Genomic DNA, 15,524 nt, shown 5'->3' on the forward strand with positions numbered 1-15,524 from the left:
AACTTTACGGGGTCACTTCATTGAGCGGGGCTTTTTTTGCGGCCTCAAACAGAGGAGCTATTTGAGACTGGTTTCCCTGTGGCAATTCGCGCAACAGTATACTTCTTTGATACCTTTGCACTTTTCCCAGAAAGTTCTGCGTCGACGATGCAGGTGGATCTGGCTACAACAAGGTTTCGATAGTATTTGTTTATCTTTACTCATTAGTCTTCAATTAAAGGCAGTGATTCCATCACTTTTTCTATTGCTTCTTGAGAGTGTGAGTACAGACCGAACTCTGGAGCAGATACCCAACCGTTTTGTTCAACGCTTGAGTTGATGCCGATGTAGAAGTCGCCAAACTCTCGGTTTACGTTACGGTGGCGAGTCTTGTAATCAGAATCTGCGCCAGTTTCTTCTAGAATCAGAGTTTCGCGGTTTGCTGCGCTATCTAGAGAGACTGTCCAGTTACCTGGTGTGTAGAAGCCTTCTGGTTTGATAGACTCATACTCGTAAACATCGCTTGCGTATTCAAACTTACCCGCTGCGTAGAATAGCTCTGTTTCCTCTTCTGCAACGGTCTCGCTCTCTACCGTCATATCAAATTCAACCTTACCGTTTGCGACCTTTTCGCTCACTGGTAGTGCTTGTGCGAAAGGTGCATCCGTCGAATCCAACCAGAATAACTCGTCACCATCGATTTTCACTAGGATTTGGTCGCCACGCGCGGTTTTGTTTTGGTAAAGCATTTCATACTCAGAACCTTCGTCGTCGTATAATTTGCCATCTTTGATCTCTACATCCCAACAATCTTTGTTTTGGTAAGCCGCGTAGCTTGGTAGCTTGTCCAGTTTTGCCAAAATCGCGTATGGGTCGTACTCTGATTCCCAAGAGTTGCTTAGGTTATCACTGATGTTTGCCGAATACTCTTCGCCTTGATCATCATCGTTTGAACCCCAACACCATAGTAGGCCTTCGGCATCTTTCATAAGAATCGCATGGCCAATTTCGCCATCGTTGCGTGCAAAGCTGCCCATTTTTGCCGCTTTACCGTTAAAATGGTCGATAGTGAAGCCTAGTGTTGGTACGACTGGTGGTGGTGTAGTGCCTTCTTTTACTTCTGGTAGTTTAAAGGTTACACGAGCTTCACCATCTTCGTTGTCTTCTACACTAACGGTAAATGTTTGACCTGCAGCGTAAGCTTTTTCTGGTGTACCTTCGACAGTGATGATTGCGTTGTCGTTTTCATTGATAGACAAGCCTTCGATAGAGATCGACTCCGCTGAATACTCTTCTAGTTGGCCATCTTCGTCTTTGAACAGACCAGAAATGTCTAGAGTTTGCTCAAAAGCTTCACCTTGCTGCAGTTGCCAGTCATCAACGATGCTTTGAAGGCGTTTTTGCTCTGCTTCAATGACGATTGGCGCTTGGTTAGCGGTTTCGATATCCAATTCGAATACTGTGCTTACAGTAGCTAGTGTTTTTCCAGAAGAGTCTTTATCTTCTGCTGTAAGGATGATTTCAAACTCGCCCGCTTTGGTGACTTCAGTTGTTGGTGAAAGAATCAGTTGTTCACCTACAATGCTAACTTCGATACCTGTGCCAGTAAGGTTGTGAGTCAGTTTCGGTGTTACTAAGTTTTGGTCTTTGTCTTTGAATAGACCTTCAATGTTTAGTTCAACACCATCGAAGCCTGCGCCTTTTACGATTTCTGGTAAGTTATCTAGCTTATCTTCGGCTGCTTCTTCAACGTTTTCGCTGACAACAAGCTTGTTGTTGACTACGGTTTCTGGCGCTAGGTTTTCGCTTTCTGGTGTGCTGTCAGTGATCACTGGGCGTAGGTTTGGATCATTGATATCTGCACCAGACTCCACCAGACGGTCTACTTCTTGATCAGCTGCTTGCGCGAATTCAGTCGCTTTTTTCTCGTAGTTCGCAGGGTTTTGCGCTTTAGATTCAGTCAGAATCTGAGCGGTTTTATGTAGTTCGGCACTTTTATCTACGCCCGAAACGAAGTCACTGTACAGATCGATAGGTGCTTCTTCTGTACCACCAAGTGCTTGGTTTACTTTTGCTGCCGCTTCTTCTTCTGTTAGCGAGCTGTTGTTTGCCATCTCAATCGCGACAAGGTCTGTGATTGGTGAGATAACGTTAGACGAGTTTGGTGCGCGGAAAACCAGTTCGTGAGCCATCGCTTGGCTTGGGTGATCCATATCTACAGTGTAGGTACCTGCGTAAGTCGGATCTAAAGCGATTAGCTGTTTCTGTTTCGCACCGTTCGGTGTGATGGTTTGTAGAGCCAGAGTTGTTTCTGGTTTTGCTTTGATTTTAAGCTGACCTTTCTCATCGGTTAGACCAAGGAATGTATCATTGGTGTCCCATTGGCCATTGTTGTTCAGATCTTCAAACACAACTGCATTTTTGAAGTAGCCATCAAAGCCTGTGATCACTACACCAGCATTACCGCCGTTTGAACTACTATCTGAACCACCACAACCTGTTAGCGCGATAGCCACTGACGCTGCTAGTAAACTCACCTTATTCATTGTTTTTAATCCTTGTTTCGTTTCCGAATGAGAAAGTCGCTTTTTATTGTTTTATCTCCAAATCTCACTAGTGAGATTGGAAAAGCTGCGCATTTTGGATCGATTTTGGAAGCAGCTTCAAGATACGAAAAACCGCAAAAAAACCGTAAAAAAACTTTGAATATTTTTTTGTTGAGTAGATTAGTTGTTTAAATTATCAATAGTGGTGCTGGTTATGGAATACAACGACTTATTTTGAGTTTTTAGTTAATTTTTGATTGGTTTTCGTACCAAGAGGATCGTGATAAATCATATTGAGCTTAAGTTCTTCAACTTCACTGGCGTACTTAGGTAAGGGACGTAAAATGTAGCTGTAAGCTTCCCCATGAAGAAAGACGTCATTGGCATGGTAATCATTGTTGAAGTAAACAAAGGCATACGCGGACGGTATTGGTGCAGTGGCACAATGGGTGTTGTTGGAATAAGACACGATATCATTGAACATGCCTTCGCCCGCGACAATTGAAGCGTCCCAAAATTGGCACATTTCATGACTGAAGAAGTCGCTATTGGGTGCACTTATGTTGAGGTCGGAGTCGAAACCATCGTAATACTCATCACCTTGAGCAAACCGTCTATCAAAAATGTAGTTGTTGGCGAGTGTATGGCGATAACCCCCTTCAGTCGGGATGAGCAAATCAAACAGTGTGAAGTGCTCAAGATCCTTTCCAGTATTGACGTTCAAACGTTCTTCCATCGAGCGTTTGTTTTTCTGCATGGTGTAGCTTTCGAAACGATTATTGTCGAAGACAGTAATAAAGTAGTTTTCGGTTTCTTTATGCACACGCGAGGTATAGACCTTTTTGGTGGTCCATATTTGTTGCGTTCTGTTGGTTTGCACAATCAGTGAATCATCGCTGATCTGATAGCTGCCCACTTTCTTTAGTTCATTCTCTTCTGGGCAACGAGTTTTGTTGTTGGCTGCGGCATAAAAAACGTCGTCATCGATAAACTGAAATGCCTCGCAATACACGACTTCATACTCGAATTTTTTCCCACCAAGCAAAGTTGTGGATTCAAGACGATAGACAATGCCATCAATGAGAGGGTGCTCAGTGTTATTTTGTTCTTCAATCACCGCTGGCAGTTCAAAACGTGTGGTAACCCAAGCATGATCTTCCGAGCCATGGTGGTCATCTCGTGCAGATACAGCCAAGAAGGTGGTTTGGTCGAAGGCTTTTGGCGCACCTTGAAGCATGATTTGCCCTTGATTGAGCACACTTAACCCGTTGGCATTTTCTAGCCAAATACGAGTTGTGAGCAGGTCACCTTCCGGATCTTCAAATAGCTGATCTAACCCTAGCGAGTAGTTGATGGGGTTGTTTTGTGTAAGCTCCCAACCAAAGATGATCGTTTGTAGTTGTTGTTCCACGGCAAGGTTAATGATCGGCTTGCCGTTGTTTGTCGCATCGTTATTTTGGTTGCTACTGATGTAAGTTTGAGTCAGGTCTCCGGAGTAATTGACCACCGATGATCCAAAAGCATCTTGAACCTGTTCAGGTTGCTCTGATAACGCAGATTCGAGTGCTTTTTCAAAGGCAAGTTCGTTGTTTCGTTCCAAGACTGATGAGGTTAAGGCTTGCTTTACTTCAATCAACGAAGTGCGCTCACCTTGGGACGTTTTTCTCTTATCTAGGCCATTTTGTGCTGGCTCTATATTGGCAGCCGCAGCGGCTGCTTGTTCATCTGAAAGCCAGTAGCTTGCCATTAAGCAAACACCCAGTGCGCCTGCAATCCAGTATTTTTTCGTCATGATATTACGCGTGCGCCATTCTAGATTGCAGCCAGCTGCGCGAGAACTTAAGGTCTTTTTCAATCAAACTGGCGCTGCATTCGAGCAGTTCACAGATCTCTTGGTTTTTCATGCCCATCAGATACTTGAGCTTTAATGCGTTAGATTGGCGCGGATAGCGTACACTAAAGTTGTCGAGCGCTTTGTCCATGATGATGAGTTGCTCGAAGCGATCTTCTTCCTCTTTCATCAAGGTGATGTGTTGGCGCTTCTGCGCTTGATGAGCACGTGCATTGTCGATCAAAATCTGGCGCATTACCTTGGCGGCCATCAAGAAGAAATCGCGCTTGGTTTCAATCTCACTCATGTCGCAACTAGACATCTTTAAGTAGGCGTCATGGATTAGCGCCGTGGTGCTGTTCACGCTGTCTGCCAGTACCTTATTGTCGGTGCCGTATTTTTCGGCATTGCGTTCGCGCTCTTGCTGAGCAATTTTACGCAATTGAAGATAAGCGAATTGGTATAACTCACTTTCCGCTTGTTTGTTACCAGCTTGCCATTGCTGAATGATTTGCGTCAGGGTGGAATTGGAAGCCATGGTTATACGTCCTCACTTACTTTTACAAACTCAGAGATGGTGTGGGTTTCAATACGGTCAGAGCCATCACGGTTACGACTGATGTCTTGCTGGTAGCGATACAAAATACCTTGTTCCCACGTTTTGCCTGCTGGCAGGTATTCCCACGTGGTGTAGTTGATTTCAGAAGGGGTTGGTGACCAACGTACCATCACATTCATCTGCGCTAGTTCTGCGCTCGGCTCATCGTTGTTGACCCACCACATATCCAAATAGTCGTTGGTGACATCTTGGGTATATAAGCGGGTGTCGGTAGGGCAGGTGATGGCATCAACAGGTAGACGCAATACTTGGTTGTAACGCATCAACAAACAAGATTGTTTCATTGAATCACGTAGGTACTGGGTTTGTTGCCACACACCTTGGTAGGCAATTTGGCTATCGATGGAATCGGGGTAGGTGAACCATAGCATTTCAGTACGGTTTTGGTGCTGGATGTGCTCGTTTTGACCTAACCCTTGCACTTTTTCCATCAAAAGTCGGGTGCTTGGGTCAAAATTGAGGGCAACAGAACGATATTTCCAATCGCCTTCATCGTCGTAGTCTTCCAGTGAGAAACCGTTGAGATCGTTACGTGTGCAGCCGGTATCGGAACAGCCAACCAAGCTCTCCCATTCAGAAAACTTTTCGATAGGCTCGACAATGTCTTCGGTTATGCTGTGGTTACGTGCTAAGAAACAACCTTGGAAGTAATCACCAATGCTTGGATGCTGAATAAGAGACGTTTCGGTAATGGTGAAGTTAACCTCGCCAATCGGTGGGCGATAACGTGGATGATGTTGGTAACGAATATCAAATGCACAAGCGCGGCCTTGCCAGTCCTTTTTCTTGATGATGATGTTCTTAAAGCGCACGTTTTTGGGCTCAAAGATGATTTCATTCGAAGCAAAGTTTTTCTCAATATAGGTTTGGCTTTCATTGAGATGCTCCACCGCTTCTTCTACCGAAACCCAATCTAAGTTGAGCTGATGTTTGGCATTATCAATGACATTGAGATCGAGGCGTTTGAGTTGCGCTTGGAAGGCTGGGTCAGAGAGAACCTTGTTGGCTAACACAATCTCTTGACGATTTTCTGGTGTGCTATCGAGAGAAAGCAACAAGCGGGTCATATTGATACTGCGACTTGGCTTGGTGGTTGCCATGGTTGGAGTCAAGACTTCTTGGCTGGACATAGTCGTCAGTAGATAGCCTTTGTCGTCATTACCGAGGAAAAAGCTGATGACATCGCCTGGATGATAATCAAATGCACCTTTCTGCGTAAAACCAGAAAGGTTGGAGGTCGTTTTGTAATACAGTCCCGTCACCGGAGAGTCGATGAAAAAACCTTGCTTGATGGTAGGCGTGACTGCTTCTGACACCTCGGGTGCAGAAGTCATGTTCGCCCAAGCTGGGGCCATCGCTAAAGCGGATAGCCAAATCGCCATGGAACGTGTGTACATCTTTGTGTTTAAGCCTTTTTGTGTTTTAGCCTTTCTGTTTAGTGCGAATATCAGGTGCACAATTTGGCTGACAACTTATTGCGTTTGTTAGGTGCTTCTCTGGCACCGGTGTCATCATCGCCAATAACATTTTTTGTTTTATGTGTTTGGGGATATCTGGATTAGACAGAATCCGCCTACGTGTCAGCTCCATCATGGCACTGACGGACATGTGCTCGACGTTTTGTCCTTTGGCATGGAAGACAAGGCGTGTTACTTCGTACATGATGTCTTCTGCAATCTTCTTCTCTTGTTGCAGTTGGATGTTCTTTTGAATCAAAGTGTTACTAAAAAGCAAACCAGACAACACTAAGATTGCGGACAATACCGATGGCAGCGGTCGGCGCTGTACTAGACGAAGTATGCTGTACAGAGGCCAGTGCTTCTTTTGTTCGATTGGACGGTGCTCAAGAATGTTCTCAATATCTAACCGTAAGGTGCGCACATTGCGGTAGCGTTGCTTTGCTATAGAGCGAGTTGCTCGACGGATCACCCAATACACATCAGACCAAACTGGTGGGTTTGGAAACATCAGCGCCAGAATCTTACCCAGAGAATACACATCACTTTGCTCCGTTAAGAACTGGCCCTTTTGTTGTTCGGGGCTGGCGTAATGTTCACTAAAGGCGATTAAGCCTGAATGCGATTCTTCAGAATTCGACTGCGCTTTTTGTGTTAGGTTAAAGTCGAGCAGTTTTGGCCGCTTGTTGCGATCAATCAGAATGTTTTCCGGTTTGAGATCCGCATGCAAGACCTGATGCTGGTGGGCGTGTTCCATGGCCTCACAGATCTGCTTGAACAGCAGTAACTTATCGTCGTCTTCCATTGGCAGTAACGAAAGGTAAGCGTCCAGGGTTTGGCCAAAAACTCGTTCCATCACGATGTAAACCGAATCATCGTGTAGACCGCCATCGAACACTTTGGCAATGTATGGGTGATTCAAGCGAGCCAGCAACTGCGCTTCATCAAATAATGCTCGCTGTCCTAAAACCTGACTCAAATTGCTTTGGATAAACTTGATTGCAAGGTCTTGCTCAAACGTCTCATCAGCGCGCTGTGCCGCATAGACTACCCCCATGCCACCACGACCTAATTCATGGGTAAGGCGATATTTACTGATCACTTCTCCACTTAGATCGACTTCATGGCTCGTGGCTTGATGCGCGCAAAAACCGAGCAACTGAGTGAGTTGTTCCTGTTGTTGGTCGATAGCCAAAAGAGGGGCAATTTGGAGGTAAAGCTCAGGTTGACTCTTCTGCAATGTTGCTAGGTATTGCTGTTGTTGAGAGTCGTCCAGATCAAGCAGGTGATAGTAAATCTGGGTTTTGCTGGAGCCTAACTGCACTATACTTTTTATCTTATTTTTTTAGGTACGGCAGTTTATAAGAAACTTAATATTAATGTCATTTATTTATTCGGCTTTGAATCACAATTATGAGAGCGCAATTTGGTTACTGTGTTTTTATTAAGCTTATGATTTTGTTGATTATATGGTGAATAATCTCTACTTGGCTTGTCGCGAGCGGGCGTATTGGTCATAATGTTACTAGTAACATTACTGATAAATTAGATATTTATGGCTCAACATAATAAAAAATCACGAACGACATTGCAGGATGTCGCAGACAAAGTTGGCGTAACTAAGATGACGGTATCGCGTTATATGCGTAATCCGGAATCTGTGGCAGAAAAGACTCGAGTAAAGATCGCCGCAGCGATTGAAGAGATGGGCTATATCGAAAACCGCGCGCCGGCGATGTTATCTAAGTCTTCCAGTAAAGCGATTGGTATCTTACTGCCTTCACTGTCCAACCAAATTTTTGCTTCTTTTGTTCAGGGCATTGAAACGGTCACTAAAGCTAATGGTTACGAAACACTGCTCGCACACTTTAGTTATGACGAATTGGAAGAAGAACGCAAAATCGCGTCGCTGCTTTCTTACCAAGTTGATGGCTTAATCCTAACCGAAAGCCACCATACCCAGCGCACTTTACAGATGATCAAGAACGCCGGTGTGCCCGTGGTCGAAACCATGGAGCTGCCAGAGCAGCCGATTGATATGGCGGTCGGCATGGATCACGAAGATGCCTCTTACAGCGTCGTAAAGCGTATGTTGGAATCTGGCAAGCGCACCATCGTTTACTTCGGCGCTCGCTTGGATACGCGAACAAAATTGCGTATGCAGGGCTATGACCGCGCAATGACTGAAGCGGGTTTGGAGCCAAAACACGTCCTAACGGGTGATCACTCAAGCTTTTCGCTAGCGCATGATTTATTAGAGCGTGCACTTGCAACTTACCCTGATCTTGATGGCGTTTTCTGTACCAACGATGATATTGCTATTGGTACCTTGTTGAGTGCTCAACAACGTGGCATCAAAGTACCAGAACAACTTGCGGTCGTTGGCTACAACGCTTTAGACATTGGCCAAAGCATCAGTCCAAAACTGACCAGCGTGGATACGCCGCGTTTTGAAATTGGTGAAAAGAGTGCAGAGTTGTTGATTGCGCGTCTAAAAGGGGAAGCTCAAGAAGACAAAATGGTCGATATGGGTTACCGAATTACCGCAGGCGAGAGCGTTTAGTCCGCCATTATTTCAGTTTCATCACTAGGGTGCCGTTATGCCACATCAACTTGATGCGCTAGACCTCAATTTAATGCGCTTACTCAAAGCCGTGGTGGATAACCGCAGCATCAAGTTGGCGGCGATGCAGCTTGGTATTTCGCAACCCAGTGCCAGCCGTGGTGTGATGAAGCTAAAAGACGTGTTTGATGATCCATTGTTTGTGCGTAAAGCGCACGGGGTGGAGCCATCCCCAATGGCAATTCGCTTAGCTGCGGAGTTTGATAACATGCTGTCGCCGCTAGAAAAAGTGGTCCAGGAGTTTTCGGACTTTGACCCGCTCGAATACCAAGGTCAGATTGCGATTGTGACCGACCCCTATTTGATGGATGAACAAGGTCAGCGTTTATTGCGCGGTTGCCATCAAGCCTTTCCTCAAGCTTCGTTTGTCTTCTCTAGTTGGAATATATATTCCCAAGACGAGATGTTAGAGGGTGAGCATGACTACTGTATTCTCGACCAAGAAACTGAGTTGTCGAAAGACATCTACATGCGTCCATTGTTTGTCGAAAAACGGGTGATTTTGGCTCGTAAAGACCATCCAACCTTATCTCAAATCAGCAATGACTGGGATACGGTGTCGGAATTGCCACTGGTCTCTCTGCCTGCTCCTGCGTCTTACAATCCACTTTGTACAGTTGAATCTGAGTATCGCCGTATGGGTTACGAGCCTGTCGTACTACTTAAATCCTACAACTTGCGCGTCGCTTGCCAAATGCTGCTTGAGACCGATGCCATCATGTATGCTAGCCAAAGTACCGCGCACTTGATGCACGAACTTGCCTCTTATCCAATGCCGATGGTCAACCGAGAGTTCAGCCAGTTTGTTGTTTCGGGGGGGTATTTACAGACCTACCGTAACCACCCATTGCACCGCCATTTGCACCAAGTGGTGCAGCAAACCCTCAATACGCCATTAACGTGATCGGATAAGCAAACTGTCCTTTGAGATATTCAAAAATGAATATCTCAATTACCTGTCTGTTTTACTGAAGAAGGGCTAATCTGACTGCAAATAGTCAGGAGAAGCGGCTCTTTTTATCTTATCAATTCTTTGAATGTCTGATTCTTAAAGGACATTCACCATTCTCCGTTATGCAGTTTTTTAATTTCTGGGGAGGATGAATCATGCTCATTGCACGTCTATTTTTATTGCTTGCCATCGTTGCCGAAGTTGCTGGCACCAGCACCATGTCGTATATCGGCGAAAGTAATGCGTGGGAAGGCTATCTGGTGATGTACGTTCTGATCGCCATTTCCTATTACTTCCTGTCAAAAGCAGCAAAGAAAATCTCAATCGGTGTCGCGTACGCAACGTGGGAAGGCTTGGGTATCGCCTTGATTACCCTAGTTTCTATCGTTTTGTTTGATGCCAACTTAAGCGCGCAGCAGTTGCTTGGTTTGGCGTTGGCAGTGGTCGGTATCGTGTGTGTGACGCTCGGCGAATCACACGGTCAGCCTCAACAAAAAGATGAGTTGCCAAGCTCATCGAATGCGAGGGGTTAATCATGAGCCAATTTTTTACTGTTTCATTTGGATTTGTTGTTATGGCGGCGTTGGTCGACATCATGGCGAACATGGCGCTGACTCGCTCTAAAGGCTTTAAGCACAAAGGGTGGGGCATCACTGCAATTGTATTGGTGATGGCGGCGTTTACGTTGCTTGCTCAAGCGGTAAAAGAGATTGACCTTGCGATCGCATACGCCTCTTGGGGCGCGATAGGTATCTTAGGTACCGCGATTGGTGGCGCTTTGCTGTTCAAACAAAAGCTTAAGCCAATTGGCTGGTTTGGTATCTTTGTGGTGATTGCAGCAGTTGTGGTGATGAAGACGGCTTGATGATTGAAAGTTATCTACGAAGCAAAAAGCGGAGTGCACAACACTCCGCTTTTTCTGTTTTTGAGGGGATTCCCGCCCTACACAATAAAGCTTGCGCCTTCTTCTGCGCTCGAAACGCTCTGACGAATCACGCTAAAGAAACCACGACCCCAAGTCTGTTGTTTCGCTTCAGTGTCCATCTCTAACAGTTCACGACCCGCAACGTCGCTTAGGTTATTCAACTCGCCAGTTTGGCAATCAACGCGGATGATGTCGCCATTGCGCACCAAACCAATCGCGCCGCCACGAATCGCTTCTGGAGAAACGTGGATTGCTGATGGAATCTTACCGGATGCACCCGATAGTCGACCGTCCGTCACTAGCGCGACTTTAAAGCCCACTTTCTGTACGTTGCCAAGAATTGGCATCAGTTTATGCAGCTCTGGCATGCCGTTCGCTGCAGGACCGTTGTGCGTCACAACCACGATGCAATCTTGGTTTAGCTCACCGCGTTTGTACGCTGCTTCCACTTCGTGTTGGCACTGGAATACGATCGCAGGCGCTTCGATGATGCGCTGCTCTTCTTTCACCGCAGACACTTTTACCACGGCTTTACCCAAGTTACCGTTAAGTACGCGAGTACCACCAGTGTTTTGGAAAGCTTGCGTTGGCGCAGCAATCACTTCGCCGTCTTGGCTGCCACCACATGGTGTCCAAGTCAGTTTGCCGTCAACTAGCGTAGGTAGCGTCATTTGGTCTTCGAATTCGCCGAATACCGGTTTCACGTCACGATGAAGCAAGCCCGACTCGTCCAAACGATGCAATAGCGCAGGTACGCCGCCCGCTTCTTGGAACGCGTTCATGTCAGCTGGACCATTCGGGTAAACGCGCGCCAATAGTGGCACGACTTCAGATAGGTCACTGATGTCTTGCCATGTCAGAATCAAACCTGCTGCACGCGCCACTGCCAACATGTGGATAGTGTGGTTGGTGCTGCCGCCCGATGCCAACAGCGCAATAATACCGTTGATCAGGCTCTTTTCTGTGACAACTTCAGACAATGGGCGGAAGTTGGCTGAGCCTGCATTCATTGCCGCGATTTTCAGAGCTGCATGATCGGTCAGCGCCTTACGTAGCTCAGTATGTGGGTGGATGAATGCCGAACCTGGCAGCATCAACCCCATTGCTTCAAACACTAGTTGGTTGGTGTTTGCGGTGCCGTAAAAAGTACACGTGCCCGCCGAGTGGTAAGCGCGACACTCCATATCAAGTAGCGCGTCTTTACCTACTTCGCCCGCCGCGTATTTTTGGCGAACGTCGACTTTCTCTTCATTGCTGATGCCCGTTGCCATCAAACCTGCTGGCACAAACGCCGTTGGTAGATGTGCGTAAGACAGCGCGCCCATTAATTGTCCCGGTGCGATTTTGTCGCAGATTCCCAGAAGCAAGGTCGCGTCGAATACATTGTGGCTCAGTGAAAGTGCCGTTGATTGAGCAATTAAGTCACGAGAAAACAGTGACATGTCCATGCCTGCTTGACCTTGAGTCACGCCATCACACATTGCCGGAACACAGCCAGCAACTTGCGCAGTGTGACCGTAACCAGACAGCACTTGTTTGATTTGATCTGGGTAGTGTTGGTAAGGCTGGTGGGCACTCAGCATATCGTTGTAAGCGCTGATCAGCGCCACATTCGAGTGAGTGAAATCCAGAATGCTTTTCTTTTCTGAAGAACAAGATGCTGCAACAGCGTGCGCCAAGTTACCGCAAGACAGACCGACACGACCTTTACCTGCTTCTGCTTGGACTTCAGTGCGAGCAAGAAACGCCGCACGCGCCTCTTGGCTGCGCTCTACTAAGCGTTGAGTAACGTCTAAAATGACTTGATGAGTCATGCGGTCACCTCATCTTGAGCTCGAATGAGTTCAGCTGCGTTAGTTACCACTTCTTCGATCGTGGCATCAATATCAACAAAAATGGTACGAGGTTCGTTCTCTGGGCGCTCAAGCGTTTCAAACTGGCTGTTGACCATGTTCTCTTTCATGAAGTGACCTTGGCGAGCACGCATGCGTTCAAGGATCAATTCTTTGCTGCCGTCTAGGAATAGGAAACTAACGTTTTCGTTACCGTCGCGGATTTGGTCACGGTAAATCTTTTTTAGTGCCGAGCAGACAATAATGCCGTGCTCGTTTTTGCTTTCTAAGCTATAAGCAGCGTCGCGGATACGTTCTAGCCATGGTTTGCGGTCGTCGTCATTCAGAGGCTGACCTGATGCCATTTTCTGAATGTTTGCTCGTGGGTGAAGGTTGTCTCCATCAATGAATTTACGTCCTAGCTTTTCTGCTAAGTGCTCACCAATTGTGGTTTTGCCACTCGCACAAACGCCCATAACGACGACACTACTACCAGCCATAACTTATCCTCATAACAAATTTGCGCGTGATCTCAATTTTTGAATTCACTTTAAAATATGGGTTTATCTTATTCATGTTATCGGTAACATGTTACCGGTAACTCAAATAAATGTGAACCACGACACAAACAATAATTCTTAAAGGTGAACCCATGGAACAGCTAACCCAAGCTCCAGACCCTACGTTCCTACTAACGATTGCCGTCCTCGCGATTGCAGCGTTACTTGTATTGATTATTAAGCTAAAAGTGCATGCTTTCGCTTCCCTAACTATGGTGAGTTTAGGTACTGCGATTGCTACTGGCGTTTCTTCTGATCAAGTTGTCCCAACCATGATGAGTGGTTTTGGTGGCACACTGGCATCAGTTGCATTGCTGGTTGGTCTTGGCGCAATGATCGGTAAGATTTTGGAAGTGACTGGCGGTGCAAAAGTACTGGCAGACACTTTGATTGGACGCTTCGGTAAAGAGCGCGCACCGTTAGCATTAGGTGTGGCATCATTACTGTTTGGTTTCCCAATCTTCTTTGATGCTGGCCTAGTGGTTATGATGCCAATCATCCTAAGTGTGGCTGCACGCTTTGGTGGTTCGCCAATCAAATACGCGCTACCAGCGGCGGGTGCATTTGCTGTAATGCACGGTTTTGTTCCTCCGCACCCAGGTCCTGTTGCAGCCGCTGAATTCCTAGGCGCAAACATTGGCCTACTGCTTGTTGTTGGTATTCTAGTCGCTATCCCAACTTGGTACTTAGGCGCTTACCTATTTGGTTTGTACGCAGGTAAGAAATTCGATATTCCACTATCAAAAGCGTTCTTCAACGGTGAGACACAAGTTGATGAATCTAAGCTGCCAAAATTTGGCACAGTAATGACCATCCTAGTACTGCCTGTACTGCTAATCTGTCTAGACACAGTACTGAACACGCTAGCGGTTGCGGGTGTGATTGATGGCAAAACAGCTCTGGTTGAGTTCCTACGTATGCTAGGTAAAACACCAGTAGCACTTCTTATTACGCTACTTGTATCTCTTGCGATATTCGCAAAAGACTACGGCATGGCAAAACTTGAGAAGCTGTGTGGTGACTCATTAGCTCCAATCTGTGGCGTTATCCTAGTGACAGGTGCGGGTGGTATGTTCGGTGGAGTATTGCGTGCAAGTGGCATCGGTGATGCGCTAGCAGACGTTCTGACTGATACAGGTATGCCAGTAATCGTAGCAGCGTTTGTTATCTCTACCTGTCTACGCGTTGCTCAAGGCTCAGCAACCGTAGCACTAACGACAACCGCAGCACTTATCGCGCCGGTCGTAGCAGCATCAACAGGTTTGAGCGAGCTAGACCTATGCTTTATCGTTATCGCGATTGCAGGCGGTGCAACAGTGCTTTCTCACTTCAACGACTCTGGTTTCTGGCTAGTTTCTCGTCTACTAGAGATGGATGAGAAAACAACGCTAAAAACTTGGACGGTAATGGAAACGTTACTTGGTAGTATCGCGTTTATTATCGTAGCAACATTAAGCTTTATTCTTTAGAGGTTACCCATGACAACACTTGAACAACGATTAAGAGAAATCAAAATCGTCCCAGTTATCGCAATCAACGATGTAGCACACGCTCTGCCACTGGCAAAAGTGTTGGTAGAAAACGGTTTACCATGTGCGGAAGTGACATTCCGCACTGAAGCGGCGGCTGAGTCGATCCGCATTATGCGTGAAGCGTACCCAGAGCTGCTGATTGGTGCTGGTACCGTACTGACAACAGAGCAAGTGGACATCGCGATTGAAGCGGGCGTGGACTTTATCGTGAGCCCAGGTTTCAACCCAACCACAGTGAAATACTGTCAGCAACATAACGTGACAATCGTACCGGGCGTGAACAACCCAAGCTTGGTTGAACAAGCGATGGAAATGGGTCTACGTACTCTGAAGTTCTTCCCTGCTGAGCCATCAGGCGGCGTAAACATGCTTAAAGCACTAACCGCGGTTTACCCAGTGGAGTTCATGCCTACAGGTGGTGTAAGCCCATCTAACGTGGAAGATTACCTAGCGCTGAAATCGGTTGTCGCTTGTGGCGGTACTTGGATGGTTCCAACCGCTATGATGGACAACGGCGATTGGGAAGGTATTGCAGAATTGGTTCGCGCAGTTAAGTAAAACGCGCAAACGGCTCCGAAATGCCCCCGAACGTTTTAAAACGTGAATAGAAAAAGGGTCATCAAGTAATTGATGACCCTTTTTGTTTATCTGCTTAAATCAGCAAAGCG

General features: G+C 46.5%; 13 protein-coding genes. 6 read left to right on the plus strand and 7 right to left on the minus strand.

The genetic code is table 11. The features are described 5' to 3' along the window. Positions 1–203: 203 nt before the first annotated feature. The 5 genes from BCT11_RS07585 to BCT11_RS07605 all read right to left on the minus strand — a co-directional run bounded on the left by BCT11_RS07585 (position 204) and on the right by BCT11_RS07605 (position 7,756). Positions 204–2,525: an acid phosphatase gene (locus BCT11_RS07585; RefSeq protein ID WP_102387807.1), complete on the minus strand. Its 2,322-nt coding sequence runs from the start codon at positions 2,523–2,525 to the stop codon at positions 204–206. 229 nt (positions 2,526–2,754) lie between these two features. Beyond that, positions 2,755–4,317: a hypothetical protein gene (locus tag BCT11_RS07590; protein WP_102387808.1), complete on the minus strand. Its 1,563-nt coding sequence runs from the start codon at positions 4,315–4,317 to the stop codon at positions 2,755–2,757. A gap of 4 nt (positions 4,318–4,321) precedes the next feature. Continuing rightward, entirely contained in the window at positions 4,322–4,894 is a 573-nt protein-coding gene (locus BCT11_RS07595; protein WP_038877068.1) for a sigma-70 family RNA polymerase sigma factor, read from the minus strand. Between the two features lie 2 nt (positions 4,895–4,896). Further along, complete coding sequence (locus tag BCT11_RS07600; RefSeq protein ID WP_038869943.1) at positions 4,897–6,372, minus strand: hypothetical protein; 1,476 nt, start codon at positions 6,370–6,372, stop codon at positions 4,897–4,899. A gap of 25 nt (positions 6,373–6,397) precedes the next feature. After that, positions 6,398–7,756, minus strand: a complete 1,359-nt coding sequence (locus tag BCT11_RS07605) for a serine/threonine-protein kinase (protein ID WP_042604074.1) — start codon at positions 7,754–7,756, stop codon at positions 6,398–6,400. Between the two features lie 231 nt (positions 7,757–7,987). Between BCT11_RS07605 and BCT11_RS07610 the strand changes: the two genes are divergently transcribed. The 4 genes from BCT11_RS07610 to BCT11_RS07625 all read left to right on the plus strand — a co-directional run bounded on the left by BCT11_RS07610 (position 7,988) and on the right by BCT11_RS07625 (position 10,872). Continuing rightward, the gene (locus BCT11_RS07610) at positions 7,988–8,995 is read left to right on the plus strand and encodes a LacI family DNA-binding transcriptional regulator (protein WP_038869946.1); all 1,008 of its coding nucleotides are present in this window, start codon (positions 7,988–7,990) and stop codon (positions 8,993–8,995) included. A 37-nt stretch (positions 8,996–9,032) separates the two neighbouring features. Further along, on the plus strand, positions 9,033–9,959 hold the full coding sequence (locus BCT11_RS07615) for a LysR family transcriptional regulator (protein ID WP_038869947.1): 927 nt from the start codon (positions 9,033–9,035) through the stop codon (positions 9,957–9,959). A gap of 203 nt (positions 9,960–10,162) precedes the next feature. Continuing rightward, positions 10,163–10,540, plus strand: coding sequence for an SMR family transporter (locus tag BCT11_RS07620; protein ID WP_102387809.1), 378 nt, complete (start codon positions 10,163–10,165; stop codon positions 10,538–10,540). Between the two features lie 2 nt (positions 10,541–10,542). Continuing rightward, positions 10,543–10,872: an SMR family transporter gene (locus tag BCT11_RS07625; RefSeq protein WP_005429986.1), complete on the plus strand. Its 330-nt coding sequence runs from the start codon at positions 10,543–10,545 to the stop codon at positions 10,870–10,872. 77 nt (positions 10,873–10,949) lie between these two features. Here the strand turns inward: BCT11_RS07625 and edd are convergent, their stop codons facing one another. Beyond that, positions 10,950–12,746: a phosphogluconate dehydratase gene (gene edd, locus BCT11_RS07630; protein WP_102387825.1), complete on the minus strand. Its 1,797-nt coding sequence runs from the start codon at positions 12,744–12,746 to the stop codon at positions 10,950–10,952. Next, entirely contained in the window at positions 12,743–13,264 is a 522-nt protein-coding gene (locus BCT11_RS07635; protein WP_038869953.1) for a gluconokinase, read from the minus strand. Before BCT11_RS07635 ends, edd begins: the two co-directional genes overlap by 4 nt. A 152-nt stretch (positions 13,265–13,416) precedes the next feature. Between BCT11_RS07635 and BCT11_RS07640 the strand changes: the two genes are divergently transcribed. Both BCT11_RS07640 and BCT11_RS07645 read left to right on the plus strand, forming a co-directional pair. After that, positions 13,417–14,793 carry a GntP family permease gene (locus BCT11_RS07640; RefSeq protein WP_039975958.1) on the plus strand — a complete coding sequence of 459 codons (1,377 nt, stop codon included), beginning with the start codon at positions 13,417–13,419 and terminating at the stop codon, positions 14,791–14,793. Between the two features lie 9 nt (positions 14,794–14,802). Further along, on the plus strand, positions 14,803–15,414 hold the full coding sequence (locus BCT11_RS07645) for a bifunctional 4-hydroxy-2-oxoglutarate aldolase/2-dehydro-3-deoxy-phosphogluconate aldolase (RefSeq protein WP_102387827.1): 612 nt from the start codon (positions 14,803–14,805) through the stop codon (positions 15,412–15,414). Positions 15,415–15,524 lie beyond the last annotated feature (110 nt).

It is taken from the genome of Vibrio sp. 10N.222.52.B12, from assembly GCF_002875385.1.
GTDB classification, from domain to species: domain Bacteria; phylum Pseudomonadota; class Gammaproteobacteria; order Enterobacterales; family Vibrionaceae; genus Vibrio; species Vibrio jasicida.